The sequence below is a fragment of the Tabrizicola sp. TH137 genome (genome assembly GCF_002855575.1).
In the GTDB taxonomy this organism is placed as follows: Bacteria; Pseudomonadota; Alphaproteobacteria; order Rhodobacterales; family Rhodobacteraceae; genus Paragemmobacter.
Window position 1 is genome coordinate 175,962 of the sequence record NZ_PKRQ01000004.1, and the last position, 18,714, is coordinate 194,675.

Annotated in this window: 18 protein-coding genes; 13 read left to right on the forward strand and 5 right to left on the reverse strand. The window is 67.3% G+C overall.

Annotated features, from left to right (window positions below):
• The first annotated feature begins 79 nt into the window (after positions 1 to 79).
• The 6 genes from dapA to C0V75_RS24115 all read left to right on the forward strand — a co-directional run bounded on the left by dapA (position 80) and on the right by C0V75_RS24115 (position 6,034).
• The gene (dapA, locus tag C0V75_RS13550; protein ID WP_101921493.1) at positions 80 to 952 is read left to right on the forward strand and encodes a 4-hydroxy-tetrahydrodipicolinate synthase; all 873 of its coding nucleotides are present in this window, start codon (positions 80 to 82) and stop codon (positions 950 to 952) included.
• Between the two features lie 56 nt (positions 953 to 1,008).
• Complete coding sequence (locus C0V75_RS13555) at positions 1,009 to 1,824, forward strand: EamA family transporter (protein WP_254216489.1); 816 nt, start codon at positions 1,009 to 1,011, stop codon at positions 1,822 to 1,824.
• A gap of 39 nt (positions 1,825 to 1,863) precedes the next feature.
• Entirely contained in the window at positions 1,864 to 2,343 is a 480-nt protein-coding gene (gene smpB, locus C0V75_RS13560; protein ID WP_101921494.1) for an SsrA-binding protein SmpB, read from the forward strand.
• A 196-nt stretch (positions 2,344 to 2,539) separates the two neighbouring features.
• Positions 2,540 to 3,403, forward strand: a complete 864-nt coding sequence (gene sseA / locus C0V75_RS13565; protein WP_101921495.1) for a 3-mercaptopyruvate sulfurtransferase — start codon at positions 2,540 to 2,542, stop codon at positions 3,401 to 3,403.
• A 3-nt stretch (positions 3,404 to 3,406) separates the two neighbouring features.
• The gene (locus tag C0V75_RS13570) at positions 3,407 to 4,588 is read left to right on the forward strand and encodes an amino acid aminotransferase (RefSeq protein ID WP_101921496.1); all 1,182 of its coding nucleotides are present in this window, start codon (positions 3,407 to 3,409) and stop codon (positions 4,586 to 4,588) included.
• A 99-nt stretch (positions 4,589 to 4,687) separates the two neighbouring features.
• A complete protein-coding gene (locus C0V75_RS24115) occupies positions 4,688 to 6,034 on the forward strand; it encodes a calcium-binding protein (protein WP_101921497.1) in 1,347 nt (448 codons plus the stop codon).
• A 122-nt stretch (positions 6,035 to 6,156) separates the two neighbouring features.
• Here the strand turns inward: C0V75_RS24115 and C0V75_RS13580 are convergent, their stop codons facing one another.
• Both C0V75_RS13580 and C0V75_RS13585 read right to left on the reverse strand, forming a co-directional pair.
• Entirely contained in the window at positions 6,157 to 7,635 is a 1,479-nt protein-coding gene (locus C0V75_RS13580) for an ammonium transporter (protein WP_216821458.1), read from the reverse strand.
• Between the two features lie 28 nt (positions 7,636 to 7,663).
• On the reverse strand, positions 7,664 to 8,002 hold the full coding sequence (locus tag C0V75_RS13585) for a P-II family nitrogen regulator (RefSeq protein ID WP_101921499.1): 339 nt from the start codon (positions 8,000 to 8,002) through the stop codon (positions 7,664 to 7,666).
• Between the two features lie 276 nt (positions 8,003 to 8,278).
• On the opposite strand from C0V75_RS13585, the gene C0V75_RS13590 reads away from it, so the two are divergent.
• Positions 8,279 to 10,492 (forward strand): transglycosylase domain-containing protein, encoded by a 2,214-nt coding sequence (locus C0V75_RS13590; protein ID WP_101921500.1) that lies wholly within the window; start codon positions 8,279 to 8,281, stop codon positions 10,490 to 10,492.
• A 60-nt stretch (positions 10,493 to 10,552) separates the two neighbouring features.
• Here C0V75_RS13590 and C0V75_RS13595 read toward each other — a convergent pair whose 3' ends face one another.
• Complete coding sequence (locus C0V75_RS13595) at positions 10,553 to 11,182, reverse strand: phospholipid-binding protein MlaC (RefSeq protein WP_101921501.1); 630 nt, start codon at positions 11,180 to 11,182, stop codon at positions 10,553 to 10,555.
• The gene (locus tag C0V75_RS13600) at positions 11,172 to 11,948 is read right to left on the reverse strand and encodes a VacJ family lipoprotein (RefSeq protein ID WP_101921768.1); all 777 of its coding nucleotides are present in this window, start codon (positions 11,946 to 11,948) and stop codon (positions 11,172 to 11,174) included. Before C0V75_RS13600 ends, C0V75_RS13595 begins: the two co-directional genes overlap by 11 nt.
• A gap of 295 nt (positions 11,949 to 12,243) precedes the next feature.
• Here C0V75_RS13600 and C0V75_RS13605 point away from each other — a divergent pair, with 295 nt between their 5' ends.
• The 6 genes from C0V75_RS13605 (at position 12,244) to C0V75_RS13630 (ending at position 18,235) form a co-directional block, all read left to right on the forward strand.
• Positions 12,244 to 14,007, forward strand: coding sequence for a type I secretion system permease/ATPase (locus C0V75_RS13605; RefSeq protein WP_101921502.1), 1,764 nt, complete (start codon positions 12,244 to 12,246; stop codon positions 14,005 to 14,007).
• Positions 14,004 to 15,293, forward strand: coding sequence for an HlyD family type I secretion periplasmic adaptor subunit (locus tag C0V75_RS13610; protein WP_101921503.1), 1,290 nt, complete (start codon positions 14,004 to 14,006; stop codon positions 15,291 to 15,293). Before C0V75_RS13605 ends, C0V75_RS13610 begins: the two co-directional genes overlap by 4 nt.
• A 66-nt stretch (positions 15,294 to 15,359) precedes the next feature.
• Positions 15,360 to 15,818, forward strand: coding sequence for a RidA family protein (locus C0V75_RS13615; protein WP_101921504.1), 459 nt, complete (start codon positions 15,360 to 15,362; stop codon positions 15,816 to 15,818).
• A gap of 6 nt (positions 15,819 to 15,824) precedes the next feature.
• Positions 15,825 to 16,595 (forward strand): glycerophosphodiester phosphodiesterase family protein, encoded by a 771-nt coding sequence (locus C0V75_RS13620; RefSeq protein ID WP_101921505.1) that lies wholly within the window; start codon positions 15,825 to 15,827, stop codon positions 16,593 to 16,595.
• Positions 16,596 to 16,696: 101 nt separating this feature from the next.
• Entirely contained in the window at positions 16,697 to 17,872 is a 1,176-nt protein-coding gene (locus C0V75_RS13625; protein WP_101921506.1) for a GNAT family N-acetyltransferase, read from the forward strand.
• A gap of 60 nt (positions 17,873 to 17,932) precedes the next feature.
• Complete coding sequence (locus C0V75_RS13630) at positions 17,933 to 18,235, forward strand: 4a-hydroxytetrahydrobiopterin dehydratase (protein ID WP_101921507.1); 303 nt, start codon at positions 17,933 to 17,935, stop codon at positions 18,233 to 18,235.
• Here the strand turns inward: C0V75_RS13630 and C0V75_RS13635 are convergent.
• The gene (locus C0V75_RS13635; RefSeq protein WP_101921508.1) at positions 18,226 to 18,714 is read right to left on the reverse strand and encodes a hypothetical protein; all 489 of its coding nucleotides are present in this window, start codon (positions 18,712 to 18,714) and stop codon (positions 18,226 to 18,228) included. The genes C0V75_RS13630 and C0V75_RS13635 overlap by 10 nt on opposite strands.

Genomic DNA, 18,714 nt, shown 5'->3' on the forward strand with positions numbered 1-18,714 from the left:
TGGCAAGGCCTTGCCACAGGGCTAGGAAGGGCGCGTTTGCAACCGGGCGCCCAGACGCCCCGAACAGGAGACGCGTGCCATGATCCAAGGGTCCATTCCCGCCCTGGTTACGCCGTTCAAGAACGGCGACCTTGATCTGGACACGCTGAAGAAACTCGTCGACTGGCAGATCGAACAGGGCTCCACCGGCCTCGTCCCCGTCGGCACCACGGGCGAAAGCCCCACCCTCAGCCACGAAGAACATGAGGCGGTGGTCGAGGCGGTGGTGAAATTCGCCGCCGGTCGCGTGCCCGTCATCGCAGGCGCAGGCTCCAACAACACCGTGGAAGGCATCCGCCTCATCCAGCATGCCGAACGGGTGGGGGCCGATGCCGCCCTCGTCGTCACGCCCTATTACAACAAGCCGACGCAGGCCGGGCTCGTCGCGCATTACACCGCGCTGCATGACTGCTGCACCCTGCCCATCATCATCTACAACATCCCCGGCCGCTCGGTCGTGGACATGACGCCGGAAACCATGGGCAAACTCGCCCAACTCCCCCGCATCATCGGGGTCAAGGACGCCACCGGAAAGATCGAACGCGTCTCCATGCAGCGCGCCTCCTGCGGCCCGGACTTCATTCAGCTTTCGGGTGAAGACGCCACCGCGCTTGGCTTCAACGCCCATGGCGGCACGGGCTGCATTTCGGTCACCGCCAATGTCGCCCCCGAACTCTGCGCCGAATTCCAGGCCGCCACCCTCGCAGGCGACTACCGCAAGGCGCTGGAGTATCAAGACCGCCTCATGCCCCTGCACGAGGCGATCTTCCTCGAACCCGGCCTCGCCGGCGCGAAATACGGCCTCTCCCTCCTTGGCCGCTGCACCGAAGAGGTGCGCCTGCCGCTGGTGGGCCTCACAGACGCCACCAAGGCCCGCATCAAGGCCGCGATGGAACACGCAGGGCTGCTGTGACAGATCACTCCCCGCGCAGCGCCAACCTGCGCGGGTCGCTCTGGATGGTCGCCGCCATGGCGGGCTTCGCGGTCGAGGACATGTTCCTCAAATCCGTCACAGCCCATATCCCGCTCGGCCAGGCCCTTCTCATCTTCGGCCTGACCGGCGCCGCCCTCTTCGCCCTCCTCACCCTTAGGGCAGGCGAAGCCCTGCTCCACCCCGCCCTTCTCTCCCGCCCCCTCCTCCTCCGCTCCTCTTTCGAGGTGGCGGGTCGCCTCTTCTATTCCCTCGCCATCGCCCTCACCCCTCTCTCCACCGCCTCCGCCATCCTTCAGGCCACCCCCCTCGTCGTCGTCGCGGGCGCGGCGCTCCTCTTCGGCGAAAGGGTCGGCTGGCGGCGCTGGACCGCCATCGCCATCGGCTTCGCAGGCGTCCTCCTGATCCTGCGCCCCGGCGTCGAAGGCTTCACCCTCCTCTCCCTCGTCACTGTGGCAGGGATGCTGGGCTTTGCAGGCCGCGACCTTGCCACCCGTGCCGCGCCCCCCGCCCTCTCCAACCGCCAGCTTGGGCTGATCGGGATGGCCATGCTCGCCCTCGCAGGTGCCCTCATCCTCGCCGTCACGGGCGGCGCACGGATGCCCGACGTCCCGGCGCTCGCCCTCCTCGCGGGCATGACGATCTTCGGCATCTTCGGCTACAACGCCCTGACCATCGCCATGCGGACAGGCGAGGTTTCCGTCGTCACCCCCTTCCGCTACACCCGCCTCGTCTTCGCGATGATCCTCGGCATCCTCGTCTTTCACGAACGCCCCGACGCCCTCACACTGGCTGGCTCCGCCCTGATCGTGGCCTCGGGTCTCTACACCCTCACCCGCGCGCGCCGGGCATAACTGGACTCCGCGCCCCCCATCGCCTATCTCGGGGCGATCATGGCCACGAAATCCGACCCAAATTCCAAACTGATCGCGGAAAACCGCCGCGCCCGCTTCGACTACCATATCGAAAGCGATCTGGAGGCGGGCATCATCCTGCAAGGGTCCGAGGTCAAAAGCCTCCGCCAGGGCGGATCGAACCTGGGCGAAAGCTATGCCTCCGTCGAAGGGGGGGAGCTTTGGCTCATCAACGGCTACATCGCCCCCTATCTTCAGGCCAAGACCTGGGGGCATGAGGAACGCCGCCGCCGCAAGCTCTTGGTGTCAAAGAAGGAACTCTCGCGCCTCTGGAACGCCACCGCGCGCGAAGGCATGACCATCGTCCCGATCAAGATGTATTTCAACGACCGCGGCATCGTGAAGGTCAAGCTCGGCATCGCCAAGGGCAAGAAACTGGCCGACAAGCGCGAGACATCGGCGAAACGCGACTGGGACCGCGAAAAGGCGCGGCTCCTGAAGATGTCCAAGCGGGACTGAAGCATTTTTTGACGCAAAAAATGCACCGATTTCTGACGCAGAAATCGGACCCCATGCGTGGCGCCACCCCCCGTTTTCTGCGTGCAGAAAACGTCACGATTTCTGCGTCAGAAATCGCCCCCAACGCCAAGCCACCCTTGCCACAAAGGCCCGATCCCGCTACTTGCCCCCAGACCGCATGGCCGGAGGCCCACCCGTGACCGACGATCCCAAGACCCTCGTTTCCACCGACTGGCTCGCCGCCCATCTGCGCGATCCCGACCTGCGCATCCTCGATGCCTCCTGGTATCTTCCCGATGCCGGCCGCAATGCCCGCGCCGAATACACCGCCGCCCATATCCCCGGCGCGCGCTTCTTTGATATCGACGAGATTTCCGACCAGCGCAGCACCCTGCCGCACATGGCCCCGCCGGTCGAGAAATTCATGTCCCGCCTCCGCGCCATGGGCGTGGGCGACGGGCATCAGGTCGTCATCTATGACGGGTCGGGGCTCTTCTCCGCCGCCCGCGTCTGGTGGACCTTCCGCCTCATGGGCAAGACCGATGTCGCCGTCCTCGACGGCGGTTTCCCCAAATGGCGGGCCGAGGGGCGCGAGGTCGAAGACCTCCCCCCCGTCGTCAAGGACCGCCACATGACCGTCAGCCGCCAGAACCATCTGGTGAAGGATGTCACGCAAGTCGCCCACAGCTCCAAGCTGCGCGAGGCCGAAATCATCGACGCCCGCCCCGCCGCGCGCTTCGCGGGTGAGGCGCCGGAACCCCGCCCCGGTCTGCGCGCAGGCCATATTCCCGGCGCGAAGAACATCCCCTATGCCACGCTGCTGAACGCGGATGGCACGATGAAACCGGTCCCCGACCTGCGCGCCAGCTTCGAATCCGCCGGGGTGGACCTCTCGAAACCCGCCATCACCACCTGCGGCTCGGGCGTGACGGCGGCCATCCTGTCACTGGCGCTGGAACGCATCGGCCACAGGAACCACAGCCTCTATGACGGGTCCTGGGCGGAATGGGGCATGTATGACGACCTGCCGGTGGAAACCGGCCCCGCAACAAAGGGATAATCCATGTTCGACAAGCTGAAGGCGCAGCCGCAGGACAAGATCCTGCAACTCATCGCCATGTATCGCGACGACCCCCGCACCACCAAGATCGACCTCGGTGTCGGCGTCTACAAGGATGCAACCGGCCTCACCCCCGTCATGCGCGCCGTCAAGGCCGCCGAGAAAAAGCTGTGGGAGACGGAAACGACCAAGACCTATACCGGCCTTGCAGGCGAACCCGCCTATAACGCCGCGCTTGCCTCCATGATCCTCGGCGACGCCGTCGATGCCTCCCGCATCGCCTCCGTCGCCACGCCGGGCGGCACGGGTGCCATCCGCCAGGCGCTGGAACTCATCCGCCTCGCCACGCCGGGGGCCACGGTCTGGATTTCCAACCCGACCTGGCCGAACCACCCCTCGATCATCCGCTATCTCGGCATGAACATGGCCGAATACCGCTATTTCGACGCCGCCACCCGCGGTGTCGATTTCACCGGGTTGATGGCCGACCTCGCCACCGTCAAGGCGGGCGATGTCGTCCTGCTGCATGGCTGCTGCCACAACCCCACCGGCGCGAACCTCGATTCCGCGCAATGGGACGGGGTCATCACCCTGCTGTCCGCCAAGGGGGCCATCCCCCTCGTGGACCTGGCCTATCAGGGCTTCGGGGACGGGCTGGAAGAAGATGCCGCCGCCACCCGGCGCATCGCCGCCGCCTTCCCCGAAGTGCTGATCGCCGCCTCCTGCTCCAAGAATTTCGGGATCTACCGCGAACGCACCGGCATCCTCATCGGCATCGGCGCGGCCGCAGGCAAGGGCGTGCTGCAAGGCAACCTCAACTTCCTCAACCGCCAGAACTACAGCTTCCCGCCCGATCACGGCGCGCGGCTGGTGACGATGATCCTCGAAGACGCCGCACTCCGCGCCGACTGGATGGCCGAACTGGAAGAGGTGCGCCGGAACATGCTCACCCTCCGCCAATCGCTGGCGGATGAGTTGCGCAAAGCCACCAACTCCGACCGTTTCGACTTCGTCGCCACCCATCGCGGCATGTTCAGCCGCCTCGGCCTGACCGAGGCGCAGGTGAACACACTCCGCGAAGATCACGGCATCTACATGGTGGGCGATAGCCGCATCAACATCGCGGGCCTCAACACCCGCACCGTCCCGATCCTCGCCGCTGCCATCGCGCAGGTCGCGGGCTGACCCACACCGATCCCCCGGAAGCCCCCGCCAAGGTGGCTTCCGGGTCAAGACCCGCACTGTTACGCTCCGGGCCGCTGTGTTCACGAGTGAGCCCTGTCCATGTCCCGCATCCTCTTCCTGTCCGGCCCCTCCTTCGACATCACCGCCCTCTTCGACCGGCTGGCAAGCGCCCTGAAAGGCCCGGCCAGCCTTTCCGCCGACGGGCGGGTGATCCTCGGCACCGGGTCAGACTCCTTCGAACTTTCCGGCACCGGCCTGCGGCTCGGGCTGCGTGACGGTCTCCCCACCCTCATCGCGGGCAGCGTCACTGCCATCGACTGGATGCAGGAGGGCACCCGCATCGCCGAACTCCACGGCCTCTCCCTGCGCGGCAGCCAGCTCCTCACCGCGACACGCGCCGACCGCGCGGGAACCGATCCGGCGGCGCTGGAAACGCTGCTCCTCGGCATCGACTGGCAGATCACCGCCACCGCCGACAGCCCCTTCCGCCTGCTCCGTAGCCTCGGGACGGACGGGGTCCTGATGCAAACCACGGGCGACACGGTCCTTACCCTGCGCAGCGCCGCCGACCGGATCGAATCCGGCACCGGCGATGACCGCATCTTCGGCGGCGCTGGCCGCGACCTTCTCGATGGCGGCGCCGGAAATGACAGTCTCGACGGCGGCACCGGGAATGACAGCCTCGATGGCGGCACCGGCAACGACCTGCTCTATGGCGGCGACGGGAACGATATCCTGCGCGGCGGCAGTGGCGTGAACCAGCTTTGGGGCGGCTCCGGCAATGACACGCTGATCGGCGGCGACGACCGCGCAGAAGGCAGCTTTTTCTATGGCACCCTCTATGGCGGCTCCGGTCATGACCGGCTCTCGGGCGGCTTCCACATCCATGACAACACCGCCACGCTGGACGGCGGCACCGGCAACGACACCCTCACCGCCGGGGCGAGCATGACGGCCTTCGGCGGCGACGGTCAGGACATCATCACCGTGGCCCCCGGCAACAACAACCCCTTCGCCCGCTTCACCGGCCATGGCGATGCCGGCCATGACAGCCTGACCGGTTCGCAGACGGAAGACCTGCTCTATGGCGGCACCGGCAATGACACGCTCGATGGCAATGGCGGCAGAGATAGCCTCTGGGGCGGCCGCGGCGCCGACATCTTCCGCTTCGACTCGCTGGATGATTTCTTCGTCTACATCCCCGGCGTGTTCAACCTGATCGAAAGAAAGATCATGGATTTCCAGCCCGGCGCCGACCGGATCGACCTTTCGGGTCTCGGTCTGCGCTACTTCGTCAACGGCGCGCCGGGCGAGGTCTTCATCAGCAACGGCCTCCTCCTCATCACCGCCCGCTTCGATGGCCTGTCTGGCTACTACGGCATCGCCCTCAGCTACCTCAACGGCCAGCCCTTCCCCGAACCCGGCGCGGACAGCTTCATCCTCTGACCCGAACAGAAAAACGGCCCGCGGGGGGAGGATCCCGCGGGCCGCTTCAGTTTCGCAAGGCAGGGGGGAGGACCCCGCCCCGCGCCGAAGGAAGGGGCCACCCGCAGGCGGCCCCGCCGATCTCACATGTTGTAGGCGCGCTCGCCGTGTTCCGCGACGTCCAGACCTTCGCGCTCCACTTCCGGCTTCACCCGCAGACCGATGGTCAGGTCCACCAGCTTGAAGAGGATGAAGGACCCGATGCCCACGAAGACCACCGTGAAGCAGACAGCCTTCACCTGCGCCATGAAGGCGGTGGAGAAGACATACTCGGCCACCTGCAACGTGCCGGGCTGCGAGATGTAGTCGGGGATGCCCGCACCACCCAGCGCCGGGTTCACCAGGATGCCCGTGCCCAGCGCGCCGATGATGCCGCCCAGACCATGGATCCCGAACACGTCCAGCGAGTCGTCAAGCTGGAACTTGTTCTTGATGAAGCCCACGAAGGTAAAGCAGATCACGCCCGTCACCAGACCCAGCACGATCGCGCCCATCGGCCCGGCAAAACCTGCCGCCGGCGTGACCGCAACCAGACCTGCCACCACACCGGACACAAGGCCCAGCAGCGACGGATGACCCTTGGTCGCCCATTCCGCGAACATCCAGGCCACGCCACCCGCAGCAGCCGCCACGAAGGTGTTCACGATGGCCAGCGAGGTGATCGCATTGGCTTCCAGGTTGGACCCGGCGTTGAAGCCGAACCAGCCAACCCACAGCAGCGCCCCGCCGATCATCGTCATGGTGAGCGAATGCGGCGCCATCGACTCCTTGCCATAGCCGATCCGCTTGCCGACCACGATCGCACCCACCAGGGCCGTGATGCCCGAGTTGATGTGAACGACGGTGCCACCGGCAAAGTCCAGCGCGCCCCAGTTCCAGATCAGCCCGTTCGCGGCCAGATTGGCAGCGGCGGCTTCGGCGGCAGCCGTGTCACCCGCAGCTTCGGCGATCAGAAGCGCCGTCTGCTGTTCGGCCAGGAAGTCCGGACCACCCCACCACCAGACCATATGCGCCATCGGGAAGTAGATGAAGGTCACCCACAGCACCACAAAGACGATGATGGCCGAAAACTTCACCCGCTCCGCAAAGGCGCCGACGATCAGCGCCGGCGTGATGCAGGCAAAGGTCATCTGGAAGGCGATGAAGGTATATTCCGGCATCCAGATTCCGTTCGAGAAGGTCGGAACCAGCGTCGTGTAATCCACGCCCGCCAGGAACATCTTCGAGAAGCCGCCCACATAGGTATCCATCGCCCCGCCATACGAGAAGGCGAGCGAATAGCCATAGGTCACCCAGATCAGGCAGACGATGGCGGTGATGGCAAAGACCTGCGTCAGCAGCGACAGCATGTTCTTCGTCCGCACGAGGCCGCCGTAGAACAGGGCAAGCCCCGGAATCGTCATGAGAAGGACAACGATCGTGGCCACGCTCATCCAGGCCACGTCGCCCTTGTCCACGACCTTTTCATAGACATAGGGCGTCAGCTCCTGCGCCATCGCGGGCAGGGCCGACAGGCCCGCGGCGATCGCGGACAGGCCCGAGAGTTTCAAAAAGCTCTTCATTGTTACGGTTTCCCCTTCCCTGATGCTGTCAGAGCGCATCGTCATTGGTTTCGCCGGTGCGCACGCGCACCGCATGCTGGACGTCCAGCACGAAGATCTTCCCGTCGCCGATCTTGTCTGTCTTCGCGGTGCTGCGGATCGTCTCGACGACCTGATCCGCCAGACTGTCGGTGACCACGATCTCCAGCCGGACCTTCGGCACGAAGTTCACGGCGTATTCGGCACCACGGTAGATTTCTGTGTGTCCGGACTGCGAGCCGAAGCCCTTGATCTCGGTCACCATCATGCCCCGCACGCCGATGGTGGTCAGCGCCTCGCGCACCTCCTCCAGCTTGAACGGCTTGATTGCTGCAATGATGAGTTTCACGTCGTTCCCCTTCCATTGGCGAGGGCTCTTGCCGAACCCTTGCGCCTCATGAAGGAGGACCGCGCCGCGCCTGCACAAGGAAACGACCCCGCAGACAGGGGTTCGAAACCGGCAATTTGCACAATTTTTGCACTTTTTGTGATGGATGATTAAATCTTAGGCGGATCACGTAAGCGAATCGTTGCCGATCCGTAAACACAATGGCGTCTCCACATTCCGCCTCTGTCACGCTACAGTGCAGAAAAATCAGCGCGCGAAAGACGGGCAGTAGAAGGCATGGCAGTATCCGGTAACGGGCGCGGACCCCGCGCCCCCCTTGTGGCGGACAGGCGCGTCACGGCGTCGCGACCGGCCGCATCGCGCGGCCCCTCCGGCACGCGCTCCGGCGGCACGGGCGGCGGCAAGCCGCCCCGCCGCGGTGCCTCCCCCTCCGGCCGCCAACCGCGCCGCCGCGGCCCGATCGGCCGCTTCGTCTTCGGCATCCTCGGCTTCTTCTGGCGCATCATCTGGGGCCTGACCAAGACGGTCGGCTTCATCAGCGCCACCATCCTCGCCGCCGTCGTCTTCTACTTCTACGCCCAGCTTCCCCCGGTGACCGATCTGGCCGATGCCCGCTCGCGCGGCTCCGTCACCTTCCTCGATCACGAGAACAAGGTCTTCGCCTGGCGCGGCGAAACCTTCGGCGGCATGATCACCGCCGAAACCGTCTCGCCCTTCCTGCACGATGCCGTAGTCGCCACCGAAGACCGCCGCTTCTACCGCCATCTCGGCATCTCGCCGCGCGGCATCGCCTCGGCCATCCGCATCAACCTCGCCGAAGGGCGTGGCCCCTTCGAAGGCAATGGCGGCTCCACCATCACCCAGCAGGTGGCGAAACTCCTCTGCCTCGGCGTCCCCTACGATCAGACCCAGTGGAAATCCGAAGCCGAATACGAAGCCGATTGCCGGCGCGGCAGCATGTGGCGCAAGATCAAGGAAGTCCCCTACTCCATTGCGATGGAGTTGAAATACTCCAAGGAAGAGATCCTCACGATCTACTTCAACCGCGCCTATCTCGGCGCCGGCGCCCGCGGATTCGAGGCCGCCGCCCAGCGCTATTTCGGCAAATCCGCCAATCAGGTGAACGCGGCCGAGGCGGCGATGCTCGCGGGCCTTCTCAAGGCCCCCTCCTATTTCGCGCCGACGAACAACATGGATCGCGCCCGCGCCCGCGCCAATGTCATCATTGGCCTGATGGAGGAACAGGGCTATCTCACCGCCGAACAGGCCAATGACGCCCGCACCAACCCCGCCCGCCTGTCCGAGGCTGCCGCCTCCCGCTCCGGCGGTTTCTTCGCCGATTGGGTCATGGAAACCGCCCCCGCCTTCCTCACCACCCAGACGACCGAGGATGTCATCATCCGCACCACGCTCGACCAGCGCCTTCAGAAGGCGTCGGAAGAGGCGCTCGCCTATGTCTTCGAAACGAAGATCAAGCAGGGCTCCAATGCCCAGGCCGCCATCGTGGTGATGTCCGCCGACGGCGCCGTCCGCGCCATGGTCGGCGGTCGCAAGATCGAAGCGGCGGGCAGCTTCAACCGCGCCACGCAGGCCCTGCGCCAGACGGGTTCGGCCTTCAAGCCCTTCGTCTATGCCGCCGCGCTCGATTTCGGCTGGAGCCCCGAGGACTATGTCGAAGACACGCCCTACACCATCAACATTCCCGGCTCCGGCCCCTGGACCCCGAAGAATTACGATGAGGAATTCAAGGGACTGATCACCCTCACCCAGGCCCTCGCCGAAAGCCGCAACATCCCCGCCGTCAAGGTGTCCGAAGCGGTGGGTCGCGAAAGGGTGCGCGAAATCGCCGCCGGCTTCGGCATCCGCAGCGACCTTGCCGCAGGTCCCGCCCTCGCCCTCGGCGCCTCCGAATCCACGCTGCTGGAAATGACCGGGGCCTATGCCGGCATCCTCAACGGCGGCTCCGCCGTCACCCCTTACGGCCTCGTGGAACTGCGCCTTCAGGGCGAAGAGGAACCGCTCATCGGCGCGGCAGGCGGCATGGGCGAACGGGTGATCCCGGAACAGGCCGCGCGCTATCTGACCTATATGATGACCAAGGTCATCGAAAACGGCACCGGCGGCCGCGCCCGGCTGGACGACCGCCAGGCGGCGGGCAAGACCGGCACCACCCAGGCCGCCCGCGATGCCTGGTTCGTGGGCTATACCGCCGATTACGTGGCGGGGGTCTGGATGGGCTATGACGACAACACACCCCTCACCGGCGTCACCGGCGGCGGCCTTCCGGCCGAAATCTGGCACGAGGTGATGGTCCGCGTCCATGAAGGCGTCGCGCCCAAGCCCCTGCCGATGGACATTCCCGAACCCCGCAGCCCGCCGCAGCCGCAATACCAGGACCCGGGCCAGGTCGCCCAGCAGCCCAGCACCCGCGACCGGTCGCAGGAAGACCCGGTGGAGTCCCTGCTCAAGGATCTGCTCGGCATCTACTGACGCGCATGAAAAAACCCGCCGGATCGCTCCGGCGGGTTCCAGACGCCGCGCGCCGCAGGCTCAGAGCGTCTTCAGCTCCGCCACCAGCGCGTCGATATCGCCCCGGTTCTTGTCCAGGAGCGCGCCGATCTCCGTCCGCTCCGAGGCCAGCATGTTGACCCCTTCGATGATGATGTTGAAGAACAGGCTCCGCCCCGACTTGTCCGACACATGCCAGCGCAGATCGAAAGGCGCCTCGCCCTGCAAATGGGCGACCGAGATCACCTCGAAATAGCTCTTGATCGGCCGCGCATCCACGACCTCGATCCGCCCGCCGATGAACTCGCGGAAACGGCGGCCATATTTCCGGCTGATATAGCCCTGATAGGCCTTGGTGAAGGCCGACAACTGCCCCCCGCTCGCCTGCCGCGCCGCCGGGCCCAGCGCCGACCGCGCGATCACCGGCACATCGGCATATTTCACGAAGACCCGCTCGAAATCGCCGAACATCTGGCCCTCCGACCGGCCCGAGGCGATGATGCCATTCACATCGGCCACCGCCTTGTCGATCAGCGACCGCGCATCCTCCACCGTCAGGGCCAGCGCAGGCAGGGGCACCGCGAAGGCCGCCGTCGCCGCCAGTGCGATGGATGTGAAACTCCGGCGTGACAGCCGGCCCGACAGACGGTCGGATGAGGGATCATTCGGCATAGGGATCCTCGAAATCAGCATAGGGGTCTTCGAAACCGGCCTCGCCTGCGGCAGCATCCTGCCCAAGTTCGAACCGGCGGTTCTGGAGGTAAAGCAGACGCGCCTGCGCATAGCTGTCGGCGCTCTCGTAAAGGATGGAATCCACCGTATTGGTGTAACGCGCCCGGTTGCTCAGCCCCGACGCGACCTTGGTCGCCGTCGCATAACCCGCCTCCGGGTTCGGCAAGGCCAGCCGCACCGGGTTCAGCGCCACATCGACCACGATCCCCACCATGTCACGGCTCGTCGCAGGCCCCACGAAAGGCGCCTCGACATATTGCCCCTCCGGCGCGCCCCAGACATGCAGCGTCTCGCCGAAATCGGTCGGATCGCCCGCCACGCCCAGCGCCGTCGCCGGATCGAACAGCCCGCCGATGCCCACCGTGGAATTGATCGCGAAACGCAGCGTGTTCTCCGCCGCCTTGCCGATGCGGAACTGCAAAAGGTTGTTCACCACATCGCCGGGCGCATCCAGATTGGTGGCGAAATTGGAAATCCCCGTCTCCACCGGCTCCGGCAGGACACGGCTATAGGTCGTCGCCGTCGGGCGCAGAAGATAGCGGTCCAGACCCCGGTTGAACTCATGCACCTGCCGGTTCTGCACCTCGTTCGGATCATCGACCCCCGAAGGAATGGCCGCAGGCCCGCAGGCCGACAAAAGCAGCGCCAGCATTGCCACCGCGCCCGCCGGACGACCCATCCCACCAAGAACTGAACGCTTCTCCATCGCCCTCATCCGGTCCTGCGCGGCCCGGGCAAAGGCCCCGAACCTGTTCCAGCCATATGCCGCCACGCCCGCCAAGACAACCGCAACCCCGTGTCCTTGCGATCACGTCTCGCGGAAACCCGCCACTCTGCGCCCGCAGATCCGGGCCGCCACCGCGATCAATACGCAAGACAGGCCGCATCGGATGCCGCCCTGCCCGCGATTGTCACCCAATCCCCGCCATGCTACCTTTTTCCCCGGTCCATCCCTGTCCCGTCTCCGGGGGCGGGCCCTGTAACCCGTGTCAGGATTGCCCGTGAACCCCCCGCAGACGACGCCCGCATCGCGTCTTCCCCTCCGCGCCGCCCATCATCCCGGCCTCGCCGAACTCGCCCGCCACCGGCAGCCCCGCCTTCTGGTGCTGGCCATCCTCTTCTCGGTCGCGGCCAATCTCCTGATGCTCGCCAGCCCGCTCTACATGCTGCAAGTCTATGACCGCGTGCTGACCAGCCGCTCCGAGGCGACGCTGCTCGCCCTATCCCTCCTCGTCACGCTGCTCTTCCTGCTGATGGGCCTGCTCGACCATGCCCGCAGCCGCCTGCTCGCCCGCATCGGTGCCCGCCTTCAGGCCGGGCTCGACCGCCGCGTCTTCGCCGCCGCGCTCGAGGCAGGCAGCGCCGATCCCGACGACCCCTCCGCCACCTCCGCCCCGCGCGATCTCGACGCGCTGCGCCAGGTCTGGGCCTCCCCCGCGGTCACCGCGCTGATCGACATGCCCTGGACCCCGATCTTCCTCGCGGCCATCTTCCTCTTCCACCCGATCCTCGGCTGGCTGGCCATCGCGGGCGGCGCCATCGTCGTGGCGCTGGCCCTCCTCAACCAGATCGCCACCCGCCGCGCCGTCGCCCGCACCACCGCCGCCAGCCTGCAAGCCGACCGCAGCGCCGACCGCATGGTCGCCGAGGCCGAGACGATCCGCGCCCTCGGCATGACCGGCGCCGCCTTCGACCGTTGGCAAAGGACGCGCGGCCTCGCCCTGACCGAAGGCCTCCTCGCCTCCGACATCGCCGGGGCCAATGCCACCGCCTCGCGCACCTTCCGCCTCTTCCTGCAATCCGCCATGCTCGGTCTTGCCGCCTGGGTGGTGCTGAAGGGCGAGCTTTCCCCCGGCGCGATGATCGCCGCCTCCATCCTGATGGGCCGCGCCCTGCAACCCGTGGAACAGGCCGTGGCGCATTGGTCCACCCTCCAGCGCGCGACAGAGGCGCGCCGCCGCCTCGCCGACCTGCTCGCCCAGGTTCCGGCCAGCCCGCAGCGTACCGCCCTGCCCCGCCCGGCCGCCCGCCTCGCCGCCGCCAACCTCGCCATCCGCCCGCCGGGGCAGCCGCTTCCCACCCTGCGCGGCGTCTCCTTCACCCTCGAACCGGGGCAGGCGCTTGGCGTGATCGGCCCCTCCGGCGCCGGCAAATCCACCCTCGCCCGCGCCCTCATCGGCCTCTGGCCCACCGCCGTAGGCAGTCTCCGCCTCAACGGCGCGACGCTCGACCAATACGACCCCGATCAGCTCGGCCGCTGGATCGGCTACCTGCCGCAGCGCATCACGCTTTTCGACGGCACCATCGCCGAAAACATCGCCCGTCTCGCGCCGCCCGACGATGCCGCCGTCATCGCCGCCGCCCGGAAGGCCGCCGCCCATGACATGATCCTGCGCCTCCCCGATGGCTATGACACCCGCATCGACGCCAGTGGCGGCCGCCTCTCCGGCGGCCAGATGCAGCGCGTGGCGCTGGCCCGCGCCCTCTATGGCGATCCGCCGCTCCTGATCCTCGACGAACCCAATTCGCAACTCGACAATGACGGATCGAACGCCCTCAACTCTGCGCTGCGCGCCCACAAGGCCGCCGGTGGCGCGGCGCTCATCATGGCGCACCGCCCCGCCGCGATCCAGGAATGTGAAACGCTCCTCATCCTCGAAAACGGCCAGCCCACCGCCTATGGCCCCCGCGATCAGGTGCTACGCGACCGCATCCAGAACGCCTCCGACATCGTCCGCAACACCGCTCCGGGAGGCCTCAGGTGACCCCCTCCCCCTTCCCGGCCCGCCGCCACGCGCTGCTCGGCCTCGCCGCCCTTGCCACGCTTGTCGGCACCCTCGGCCTCTGGGGCGGCCTCACCACCCTTGACGGCGCCGTCATCGCCCCCGGTCAGGTAGAGGTCGCGCAGAACCGGCAAGTGGTGCAGCACCCCGATGGCGGCGTCGTCGCCTCCGTCGCCATCCGCGAAGGCCAGCCCGTTGCGGCGGGCGACCTCCTCCTCACCCTCGACGGCACCGCCATCACCGCCGAACACCGCATCGTCACGTCCCAACTCCTCGACCTGCGCACCCGCCGCGCGCGGCTGGAGGCTGAACGGGACGATGCCCCCGCCCCCACCTTCCCCGCCGATCTCGACATGACCGATCCGCAGGTCGCCGACCTGATCGAAGGCCAGCGCCGCCTCTTCCTCGCCCGCCGCGACACCCTCGCCCAGCAGACGGAACAGCTTGCCCGCCGCAGCAGCCAGATCACCGCGCAGATCGAAGGGATCGACGCCCAGACTGCCGCGCTCACCCGCCAGCTTGCGCTGATCCGCCGCGAACTGACCGCCCAGCAGGACCTTCTGGAAAAGGGCCTCGCCCAATCCGCCCGCGTCCTCTCCCTCGAACGCGAAGAGGCCGGGCTGCAAGGCCGCCTTGGCGAACTCGCCGCCGCCCGCGCCCAGGCCGAAGGCCGCATCACCGAAGTCGATCTCGAAATCCTCCGCCTCGCCGCGCTCCGCCGCGAAGAGGCGCTGGCCGAACTGCGCGACATCGCCCCCCTGGAACGCGAGGCCACCGAACGCGCCGCGACGCTGGCCGAACGCATCGCCCGGCTGGAGATCCGCGCCCCCGTCTCGGGCCTCGTCCTCGGCCTTGCCGTCACCACGCCGCGCGCCGTGATCCGCCCCGCCGACCCGATCCTCTTCCTCGTCCCGCAGGATCGCCCGCTGGTCATCGCCGCCCGCATCCCGCCCCTCCATATCGACGAGGTGCATCCCGGCCAGCCCGTGCGCCTGATGCTCTCCGCCTTCCCCCATGCCGATGCGCCAGACCTCACCGGTACGCTCTCGGTGATCTCCGCCGATGCCCTGGCCGATCCCAATACCGGCATCCCCTATTACCGCGCCGAAATCACCCTGCCCCCCGATCAGCTTGCCCTGCTGGGTGACCGCGCGCTTCTGCCCGGCATGCCGGTCGATGCCTACCTCCTCACCACCCCGCGCACGCCATTGGCCTATCTCTTCCAGCCCGTCGCCACCTATTTCCGCCAGGCCTTCCGCGAAAGCTGACCGCGCCCGCCCTTGCCCCGCCCCGCCCCGGCGGCTAGCCTCCGCGCCAAGCAACCGGAGGTTCCCATGTCCATCGAAGCCCGCCTCGCCGAACTCGGCGTCACCCTGCCCGACGCCCCCGCCCCTGCGGCGAATTACGTCCCCTTCGTCGTGGTCGGAAACCTCGTCCACGTCTCGGGCCAGATCAGCCAGAACGCCGCGGGTCTCATCAAGGGCCGGCTTGGCGACGACCTCGCCATCGAACAGGGGGCCGAGGCTGCGAAATGCTGCGCCATCTCGCTGCTCGCACAGGTGAAAAAGGCCTGCGGCGGCGATCTCTCGCGCCTCGTCCGCGTGGTGAAACTGGTGGGCTTCGTCAATTCCACCCCCGATTTCACCGATCAGCCCAAGGTCATCAACGGCGCCTCCGATTTCCTCGTTGCCGCCCTCGGGGATGCGGGCCGCCACGCCCGCTCCGCCGTCTCCGCGGCCTCCCTGCCCCTGGGCGTGGCGGTGGAAATCGAAGGCCTCTTCGAAATCCGCTGACACCCGATGCGCGCGCCCCTGCCCCCCGCCTTCCTGACCACGCCCATCGCCCACCGGGCCTATCACGACCTGGCGCAGGGCCGCCCCGAAAACAGCCGCGCGGCCATCCGCGCGGCCATCGCCGCCGGCTACGCGATCGAGATCGACCTGCAACTGTCCCGCGACGGCGTCCCGATGGTCTTCCATGACGAAACCCTCGAACGCCTCACCCCCCGCGACGGCTGGCTCTCAGACCTCACCGCCGCGCAACTGGCGGAAATCCCGCTGAAAGGCGGCGATGAAACCATCCCCCGGCTCGCCGAAATCCTCGCCCTCGTCGCCGGCCGCACCCCCCTGCTGATCGAACTCAAGGATCAGACCCTCCGCATGGCCGAAACCAACGGCCGGCTTGAAGAGGCCACCGCCGCCCTTCTGGCCGCCTATGATGGCCCCGTCGCCGTCATGTCCTTCAACCCGCATTGCATCGCCCGCATGGCCACCCTCGCCCCCACCCTGCCCCGCGGCCTCACCACCTCGGCCTACGATCCGGAAGACTGGCACCCCCTCGCCCCCGAAATCTGCGACCGCCTCCGCCCCATTCCGGATTACGACCGCACCCTGTCCTCCTTCATCTCCCACGAACATACCGATCTCGCCCGCCCCCGCGTGGCCGAGCTTGCCGCCCAGGGCGCCGCCATCCTCTGCTGGACGATCAAGTCGCCCGAACAGGAAACCGCCGCCCGCCGCATCGCGCAGAACATCACCTTCGAAGGCTACGCCGCAGCCCTGCCCGCTTGACGGCCCGTCCTGCCAAGCCACTTCCTCTTGGCGGAAATACTCTCGGGGGGCTCGGGGGGCAGACAGCCCCCCGCCCGTCCCCAAGCGACCGGCAAGGCCAAGTGACCCTGAAAACCGACCTCCTCGACCGCTTCGCCGATCTCCCCGCCGCCGACTGGGACGCCCTCGCCTGCCCGGAAACCAGAACCGGCACCCGCCCCATCGACCCCTTCACCACCCACCGCTTCCTCGCGGCCCTCGATGCCTCCGGCTCCACCGGCACCGGCACCGGCTGGTCGCCCCGCCCCCTCGTCCTGCGCGATGACACCCGCCTCCTCGCCGGAACGCCGCTCTACGTGAAATCCCATTCCCAGGGCGAATACATCTTCGATCACGGCTGGGCGCAGGCACTCGAACGCGCGGGCGGGCGCTACTACCCCAAACTCCAGATCGCCGTTCCCTTCACCCCCGCCACCGGCCGCCGCTTCCTCGCCGCGCCCGACGCCCCCCATGCCCGCGACGATCTGGTCGAGGCGGCGATCCACCTTGCCCGTTCCAACCGCCTCTCCTCGCTCCACATCACCTTCTGCACCGGGGAAGAGGCGGAAACCCTCGCCCCCCGCCACGGCCTCCTTCACCGTGTCACCCAGCAATTCCACTGGGAAAACCGGGGCTATTCCACCTTCGACGATTTCCTGAACGACCTCTCCTCGCGCAAGCGCAAGATGATCCGCAAGGAACGCGATACCGCCCGCGCCTCGGGCCTCACCATCCGCGCGCTGACCGGGGACCAGATCGAACCCCATCACTGGGATGCCTTCTGGGCCTTCTACCAGGACACCGGCGCCCGCAAATGGGGCACCCCCTACCTCACCCGCCCCTTCTTCACCCTGGCGCATGACACGATGCGCGACGACATGCTCCTCGTCCTTGCCGAACGCCCCGACGGCACCCCCGTTGCCGGCGCGCTCAACTTCATCGGGCGCGACACGCTCTTCGGCCGCTACTGGGGCTGCCTCGAAGATCACCCCTGCCTGCATTTCGAACTCTGCTACTATCAGGCCATCGACTGGGCCATCGCCCACCGCCTGTCGCGGGTCGAGGCGGGCGCGCAGGGCGAACACAAACTCGCCCGCGGCTATCTGCCCACCCCTGTCCATTCCCTGCACTGGATCGCCGATCCCGGCTTCCGCGAGGCGGTCGCCCAATATCTCCGCGCCGAACGCCGCGCCGTGGACGAAGAGATCGAGGTCCTCACCGCCTACGGCCCCTTCCGGCGCATCGACGCCGAGGCGTGATCACAGCCGTTGACGCCGCGCCCCCCGGGTGCATTCTGCAAGGCCCAAGCAGAGGTTCCCATGACAGACCGCCCCCCCTACCAGCCCATCGCCGACACGGACCTCGCACCCCTCACCGCGTCAGGCTGGATGGTAATCGAAGGCGGCCGCGCCATCGCCAAGGTCTTCACCTTCACGAACTTCATCGAGGCGTTCGGCTTCATGACCCGTGCCGCCCTCTGGGCGGAAAAGTGGAACCACCACCCCGACTGGTCCAATGTCTACAAGACCGTCACGGTGACCCTGACCACCCATGACACCGGCGGACTGACCGACCTCGACCTCCGCCTCGCCACCAAGATGGACGCGCTCGCCTACGACTGACGCCGCGCCCGCCGCCGCAACGCAAAGTCCAGCGCCAGACAGACCAGCGCCGCAAACCCCATCCATGTCGCCAGCCGGTCAAGCTGCCCCGCCGCCCGGCCAAGCCCGGCCACCCCGAACAGGGAATGCACCTCGGGCCGCCCCGGCACCACCAGCAGCCCCCGCCGCTCGCCCACCGCCGCCGCCTCCCATGCGTCCCGCGCCACGGCGCTGCGCACCTCCACCTCGGCGCCGTCTCCGGGATCGGTGAACCGGAGATAAAGCCAATAGGTCGGTATCCCCGCCCGCTCCGTCCCGTCGCCATCGCTGCGGCTTGGCACCTGCTCCCATTTGCGGGTGATCGTGGCCTGCACCTCCACCCCCTCGCGCTGCAACAGCCGCACCTCCGCGCCAAGGCTGCGCCCATACCACCCCGCCGCGACCGCCAACCCCAGCAGGACCAGCGCACAGGGCATCAGCAGCGACCGCAGCAGGTCCAT